The sequence below is a fragment of the Clostridiisalibacter paucivorans DSM 22131 genome, from assembly GCF_000620125.1.
GTDB classification, from domain to species: Bacteria; Bacillota; Clostridia; order Tissierellales; family Clostridiisalibacteraceae; genus Clostridiisalibacter; species Clostridiisalibacter paucivorans.
On the sequence record NZ_JHVL01000040.1, the window covers coordinates 24901 to 32220 of the forward strand.

Here is a 7320-nt window from a genome sequence, read left to right on the forward strand (position 1 = left end):
ATGGATTTGACTATTTATAAAGTAGTTTTTAAAATTTTAATTTATTTGATTATATATATTAATTTTTACAAAATTATAAAACTTGTTAATTGTAAAAAATAAATGTTTAGAGAAAAATGATCTGTCTTAGTAGGTTGTATCAAAAACTTTGTAAAAAGTGGAAAAAATTTTTATATCAATAATTAAAAATGAAAAAGAACCTATATAATAGATAGTTTAAAAAGTTTATCTATTAGAGGTTCTTTTTTATATTAATGAAACTCATAGGGTTCCCACCATAAACTATGGACTATATTTACATCATAGACATCATTTGTTCCATAGCTCCTGATTGAACCATTTTGGTCATCCATTGTTGAGCTATCATGGAATTTAACGTAGATATAGTGGGAAAAGAGTGTTGAGTCATTGCTATATTGAACATGGAAAGCCCATTTTGCATAGCCAATGTCCATTCATGGATTAATTCACTGGCTGATTCACCTATTATGGTAGCACCATAAATCTTTCCTGTATTATCAGCCAAAACTTTAATGAACCCTTCTGTTTTACTATCAGCTATGGCTCTACCATAGTTTTTATATTCCATCTGAATAGGCATATATTCTATATTTTTTTCTTTGGCTTGCTTTTCAGTTAATCCCACTTGTGCTACTTCTGGCTCAGTAAATACAGACCATGGAACTAGCCAATTTTCATTTTTAAATGATTCAATAGGTTCTGGACTCAGGGCATTCATAAGGGCTAACATCCCTTGATGCATAGCGGCATGGGACAATAGAGATTTTCCGTTGCAATCTCCTATGGCATAGATATGATTTTTATTTGTTCTATAATAACTATCTACATTGATACCCTTTTTATCATATTCTATCCCTCCATTTTCAAGGGCTAGTGGTTCCAATACTGGAGTTCGTCCTGTGGCCACAAGTATTTTATCTGATTCAAAGGTGCCTTTATCAGTATATGTGTAAATTTTATTATTTTTTTCTTCTACTTTTTCTATATTAGTACTATTATAAACCTCTATATTTTCTTCTTTAAATACTTCTTCCAACAATCTACCTGCATCTTCATCTCCCACGGGTATTAGATGGGGGTCCATTTGGACAAGAGTGACCTTAGAGCCTAGTCTTGCAAATGCTTGAGCCATTTCTGATCCTATAGCACCTCCTCCAATTATTGTAAGGGTTTCAGGGATAGATTTTTGTTCAAACAGATTGGAATTAGTCAATATAGGTACTTCTTTTAATCCGGGAATTGGAGGAACAAAGGGCTTGGTACCAGTGGATATAAATATATTTTTTCCTTTGTATTGCTCATTTCCTACTTCTACTGTGTGTTCATCTATAAATTTTGCTTTACCTTTATTTAGAATTAAATCTGCTTTTTCAAATACATTATTTGTCTTATTGCCATTGATACTTTGAATCTTGTTTCTTACTATTTGCAAAGGATCTTCTATTTCAGGACTGAAAGATTTTAGTCCGAATTTTTCCAATGTTTCTGAGTTGTGTTTTGCTTCCGCTGCCTTTAGTAGAGATTTACTAGGTATACATCCATAATTTAGACATTCTCCACCTATTTTGTGATCTTCAATTGCAAGGACATCTAATCCCATGGATACAGCCATGCTAGTTACAGCCATACCTGCTGGACCTAAACCTATAACTATTAATTGATATTCTTTCATAATTTTAAAATCCTCCTTTAAATGTTTTCCTTTTATACATATACCCCCTATAGGTATATGTAAACATCATTATATATAAATTATATGATAATGTAAAGTTTTGTGTTATTATTATATGATTTAATTTAATAATTTTGTAACCCTATGATAACTTGAAATAATGTATGATAGAACTATATAAAAATTATCTATGGGAGTGTTATAAATATGAAAAAAATAATTATAATATTGATTATAGCAATAGCAATTGGAGCAGGAACTTTTGTTGTAATAAAGAATATGAATGAAGTAACAGAGCCTGCATTTTATAGGATGGACGAGCCTTCAATAATTGTTAAAACAAATGATGATATAAAGGAATACATGGGCAGGGAGCATATAAGAATGGACAATGACCATATATATGTAAGTAGAGAAATATTGGAAAATGATTTGGGAATAAATATAAATTACAATTTGGATCATGATATTGCAGTTATGACCACATTAGATGATGTTATAAGATTTTATGGTGAACAGGGAAAGATAAAACTAAATCAGGATATAACAGAGGACATATCTGAAATGCTAGTTACAGAGGATACAGTTATGTTCCCCATAGATGCATTAAAGGATTACATCAATATTGAGTATAGAGAGGTAGATAATGTAGATAGGGTGGTTATGTGGGATATATTTTCAAATAAAAAGATGGCTAAAGTGAATGGTAAAACAAAAATAAAAGAAGGTAGAAGCTTTTGGACTGACAATTTAGGAATAATTTCTGATGAAAATAATGTAGAGATAATATCCGAGGAAGGGCCATGGGCAAAGGTAATTACCGAGGGAGGCATAATAGGATACGTAAAAGAGGATAAATTAAAGGATATAAATGAGATAGGAGGGGTGAAAAGACAAGAAAAAACACCTATATGGAAGCCTGAATCTGGAAAAATCATATTGACATGGGAACAGGTTCATAGTAGAAATCCCAATACTGATAAGATAAATCATATGGAAGGAGTAAATGTCATTTCTCCTACTTGGCTTAGCTTAAAGGATGCATCAGGGGATATTTCTAAAAAGATTAGTAAAGACTACATGAAATGGGCCAAAGGAAGGGATTATAAGGTATGGGTGTTATTTTCTAACTCTTTTAATCCAGATTTGACCGATAAATTTTTAAATAATCCCATAGCAAGAGAAAAGGCCATAAATGATTTAGTTAGTACGCTAACTAATATTGGTGCTGATGGTATAAATATTGACTTTGAGAATGTATATTTAAAGAATAAAGAGATCTTAGTACAATTTGTCAGGGAATTAACCCCCATAATGCATAAAAATGGATTAGTGGTATCTATGGATGTAACTATAAAGGGTGGCAGTGACAATTGGTCTAAATTTTATGATAGGAAGGCCATAGGAGAGGTAGTAGATTACGTGGCATTGATGACATATGATGAACACTGGGCAGCAAGTCCTATAAGTGGTTCTGTGGCGTCTATTGGATGGGTGGAAAATGGAGTAAAGGGTCTTTTAGAGGATGTACCTGAAGAAAAATTACTATTGGGGGTACCACTATATACAAGGTTATGGACAGAGACACCATCCACTGAGGAGCCCAATAAAATGGTAGTAAAATCTAGGGCATTCGGCATGGAAAGAGTGAAAGAGATTATGGAAAAGGAAAATATAGTAAAACTGTGGGATGATGAAGCAGGACAATATTATGTTGTATATATAGAGGATGGGGCAGTCCATAAGATATGGGTAGAAGATGGTAAGTCTATTGAACTCAAATCTGAACTTATAAATAAATACAATTTAGCAGGAATAGCCACATGGAGCAGGGGATTTGAAACTACTGATATCTGGCATGTAATAGATAGAATTATAAATTAGAGATACAGTTAGTAGCTAGTAGTTTACTGATGAAATGTATAGGACTTCTACCATATAAGAAAGGATAAAATTATCTCTAAGACGAAACCGTCAAAAACATGGATAAATATGTATACAAAGGAAACAGTTGCTTTTAAAAAATAAAAATAGATGTAAAAAATTTTTTGCATCTATTTTTATTTTATTGACAAATTTTATTTTTTATATTAAAATGAACTTAAATTCATTTTAAATGAACGCACATTCATAAAAGGAGATTTAAAATGCCTAAAATTATAAAAGATATAGAAGAAATAATATTTCAAACTGCATTAAATATGTTTACAGAGTATGGTTATAAATCAGTAGATATGAAAGGTATAGCTAAGAATGCAGGAATAGCTGTGGGTACATTGTATAATTATTATCCCAATAAACAACAACTATTTTTAGACGTTTTCAAAAAAAGTTGGGAAGATACCTTTAGTAGATTAGATGAACATGCTAAATTCCATGGAGTATCTGATTTCATAGAGATACTTTATGATGAGATTGATAAGAGAAAGGGGTTAGGGAAACAATTAACAGATTTAGGGAAACAAAAAGAAGAACTTAAGGAACAATTCTATTTTATAAAAGAGGGGTTACGAAAGAGATTTATTGCTATATTGAACAGTGAACACAATAGGGGCCAACAATTAATAGAAATGGGAATGGATGAAAGACTATTGGAGATGGTTATCAATGCCACTGTAGGTATGTTGATAAAATATAGTAATGAAAGGGAAAAGAATATTGAGTTTTTAAATAGAATAATCAATGGTTTTTTTGGTTAGATTTGGAGGTATATATATGGAAATGAATGAAAAAAGAGCCAAAATGATGGGAGAAGAAAATATATCTAAATTATTAATGAAATTAGGCCTTCCTGCAATATTGGCAATGCTTGTAAATGCTATTTATAATGTGGTGGATACCATGTTTGTGGGAATGCTTAACAATACCAGTGCTATAGCTGCAGTATCGGTAGTATTTCCCATATTTATGCTTATAGGAGCTGTAGGATTGACCTTTGGAGTAGGTGCAGCTTCTTATATATCTAGATTATTAGGTGAAAATAATAAACTTCAAGCAGATAAGAGTGCTTCAACTGCTTTTTTTAGTAGTTTACTTTCAGGTATTATATTTGCAATTATAGGGCTTATATTTATAAGGCCTATATTAAAGGCATTTGGAGCCACAGATACTATAATCCCCTATGCCATTGACTATGCAAGAATATTAATTTCAGGATCTATATTTACCATGCTGAATATGACTATGAATAATATGATTAGGGCAGAAGGAAATGCCAAATATAGTATGATAGGCATTATGATGGGAGCAATATTTAATATTGTGTTAGACCCTATATTTATGTTTAAATTTAATATGGGAATAAAAGGTGCAGCATTGGCTACAGTTATAGCCCAGATATTTTCTTTTATATATTTGCTCAGATATTATTTATTTGACAAAAGCTATGTAAAGATTTCTATAAAATATATAAAAATATCTAAAAAGATATATGGAGAAATAATGAAAATAGGCACTCCCACGTTTGCTAGACAGTTTTTGACAAGTATGGCGTTTGGAATGATAAATCTAGGTGCAAAGCCATATGGAGACGGAGCAGTAGCGGCTATAGGTATTACAATGAGGGTTATTTCTATTGGATATTTTGTTGTATTTGGATATAGCCAAGGGTTTCAACCAGTGGCAGGATACAATTATGGAGCGAGAAAATATGAAAGAATGTTTGAATCCATAAAGAAGTCTATTGTATGGACTACTATATTTACTTCATCTTTAGCCCTAGTATTTGCATTGGGAGCAAAGGGTATAATAGGAGTATTTTCAGATGATCCTCAGGTTATAGAAGTGGGGGTCAAGGCATTGAAATATCTATGTCTCTTTTATCCACTATTTGGATATCAAAATGTAAATGCAACATTATTTCAAGCATTGGGCAAAGGCAGAGAGGCCATGATACTTTCTATTAGTAGACAGGGTTTGTTTTTAATGCCAGCAGTATGGATATTGCCAAAATTCTTTGGATTAGATGGGGTATTGATAAGTCAACCAGTAGCAGATCTATTGACTATTATAGTGACATTTGTATTGTCTACTAGAACTATGAAAAGTCTTAAGGAAGAATGCAAAAATTATAATATAAGTAGTAATAATACAGTAACTGTAAATTAATAAAATAAGATACTATTTATTATGGACATAATTAGTAGGGGACAGTTTATCGATATCATATCGATAAACTGTCCCTTTTCTATGGAAATATAGTAGCACCATTTCTATTTAAAATATATTATATATATGATATCATGTTTTGGAAGGGGTGAATATATATGGAAAATACTAAACTATATGAAAGAATACTTGATATTGGGCTTATAATACTATTATTTGTTGTAATAATAGCAGATAATATAGGGATTACATCTTATTATCAAGGAATAATTGTTTTAATTACCATAGTTGCAACTTCCATATTTTATCCTCTGGTAAACTATAAAAATATAAATAAGAAGATATATATCATAGGGATTGTAAATATTGTGGTCTTTATATATACATACATAAATATATTTTTGACTTCAAACTATAATTTGAACTATTCTTATTACATATTTACTATATCTTGTATTGTTTTAGTGATAGTTTTTTTAAATACAAAATGGAATGTAAATGAAGTAAAATGGAATTCAACTAAAGGGAAAATACATCTTTTGATGGATATAGTATTATCGGTTGTTGTTTTTGGTCTTGTTTTGTTTCCTATTTCATGGGGATTAACAGGAGGATTTTCAAATGGAAATAATGTTTTAAAGATACATGAATATCCCACTACTTTGTATTTTGAACATATATTAAAAGAAGACGATAATATGAAGATAGAAGATGAAGTGATTATTAAGGAATTTGTAGATAGTATCAATGAAGGTAGCTTTAAGCCATTAACAGGTATAGAGGCAGCAAACTATATGAAACGAAGATATACAGAGCCATATTATGAAATGTTTTCAGATTTTGTATATGATGGATTTTACGTATTTGAAGTATATTCATGGCATGATATATATGTAGTAAAAAAGACTTTAAGCTCAATAAAAGGTAATATCTACTATAGATGTGACATCCCTGAAGATGTACTTACTCTAATAAAGAAGCAGGCAATGGGAAAAATGAATTTGTGATATTTTCCCATTGTTTTATTATTAGACTACTAACTACGAACTAATTTGCTATTCCTTATGTCTATAATCTTTATGAGGCTCCATTTCAATAACATCGTATTGATAAACCTTTCCATTTTTATATGCATATCTATAAAGGACTTCAGGTTCATCATTGAATGCTATAAATACTAATTCTTTATCCTTTTCAATATTATTTACGATGGCTGAGTTTATATCTTTATCAGTATATCCCCTTTCTTCTTTAAGGTAGGCAATTACTTCTCTTTTTGCCCTAGGCACGCCACTATAACTTTCATCAAATACCATAAACATACCTACTATCAATATGGGTACTATTATCATAAATATAGCAAGGGCATATGGATTTTTACATTGACCACTATCCATCTCGTTAAATATTTTTTTAATATAGTGTATAGCTAGTATTATTAACCATATATGTGAAAGAGGAGTTATTAACATATAATTGATAGATAGAAAAGAGAAAAAAGAAATTATTATTGCAAATGT

Annotated in this window: 6 protein-coding genes; 4 read left to right on the forward strand and 2 right to left on the reverse strand. The window is 30.6% G+C overall.

Annotated features, from left to right (window positions below):
* Positions 1-295 precede the first annotated feature (295 nt).
* Complete coding sequence (locus Q326_RS0111110; RefSeq protein WP_026895463.1) at positions 296-1693, reverse strand: dihydrolipoyl dehydrogenase family protein; 1398 nt, start codon at positions 1691-1693, stop codon at positions 296-298.
* A gap of 207 nt (positions 1694-1900) precedes the next feature.
* Here Q326_RS0111110 and Q326_RS17190 point away from each other — a divergent pair, with 207 nt between their 5' ends.
* The 4 genes from Q326_RS17190 to Q326_RS0111130 all read left to right on the forward strand — a co-directional run bounded on the left by Q326_RS17190 (position 1901) and on the right by Q326_RS0111130 (position 6807).
* Complete coding sequence (locus Q326_RS17190; protein WP_051531401.1) at positions 1901-3577, forward strand: glycosyl hydrolase family 18 protein; 1677 nt, start codon at positions 1901-1903, stop codon at positions 3575-3577.
* 263 nt (positions 3578-3840) lie between these two features.
* Positions 3841-4392 (forward strand): TetR/AcrR family transcriptional regulator, encoded by a 552-nt coding sequence (locus Q326_RS0111120; RefSeq protein WP_026895464.1) that lies wholly within the window; start codon positions 3841-3843, stop codon positions 4390-4392.
* A gap of 16 nt (positions 4393-4408) precedes the next feature.
* Complete coding sequence (locus Q326_RS0111125; RefSeq protein ID WP_026895465.1) at positions 4409-5800, forward strand: MATE family efflux transporter; 1392 nt, start codon at positions 4409-4411, stop codon at positions 5798-5800.
* A gap of 158 nt (positions 5801-5958) precedes the next feature.
* Entirely contained in the window at positions 5959-6807 is an 849-nt protein-coding gene (locus tag Q326_RS0111130) for a hypothetical protein (RefSeq protein ID WP_026895466.1), read from the forward strand.
* 48 nt (positions 6808-6855) lie between these two features.
* On the opposite strand, the gene Q326_RS0111135 is transcribed toward Q326_RS0111130, so the two are convergent.
* Positions 6856-7320: hypothetical protein (locus Q326_RS0111135; protein ID WP_026895467.1), on the reverse strand; the 465-nt coding region annotated here is incomplete at its 5' end.

What these genes read in the sequence shown, in the direction of transcription:
- Q326_RS0111130 (WP_026895466.1), top strand. Translation starts at nt 5,959, where the DNA reads ATGGAAAATACTAAACTATATGAAAGAATACTTGATATTGGGCTTATA.
- Q326_RS17190 (WP_051531401.1), top strand. Translation starts at nt 1,901, where the DNA reads ATGAAAAAAATAATTATAATATTGATTATAGCAATAGCAATTGGAGCA.
- Q326_RS0111110 (WP_026895463.1), bottom strand. Translation starts at nt 1,693, where the DNA reads ATGAAAGAATATCAATTAATAGTTATAGGTTTAGGTCCAGCAGGTATG.
- Q326_RS0111120 (WP_026895464.1), top strand. Translation starts at nt 3,841, where the DNA reads ATGCCTAAAATTATAAAAGATATAGAAGAAATAATATTTCAAACTGCA.
- Q326_RS0111125 (WP_026895465.1), top strand. Translation starts at nt 4,409, where the DNA reads ATGGAAATGAATGAAAAAAGAGCCAAAATGATGGGAGAAGAAAATATA.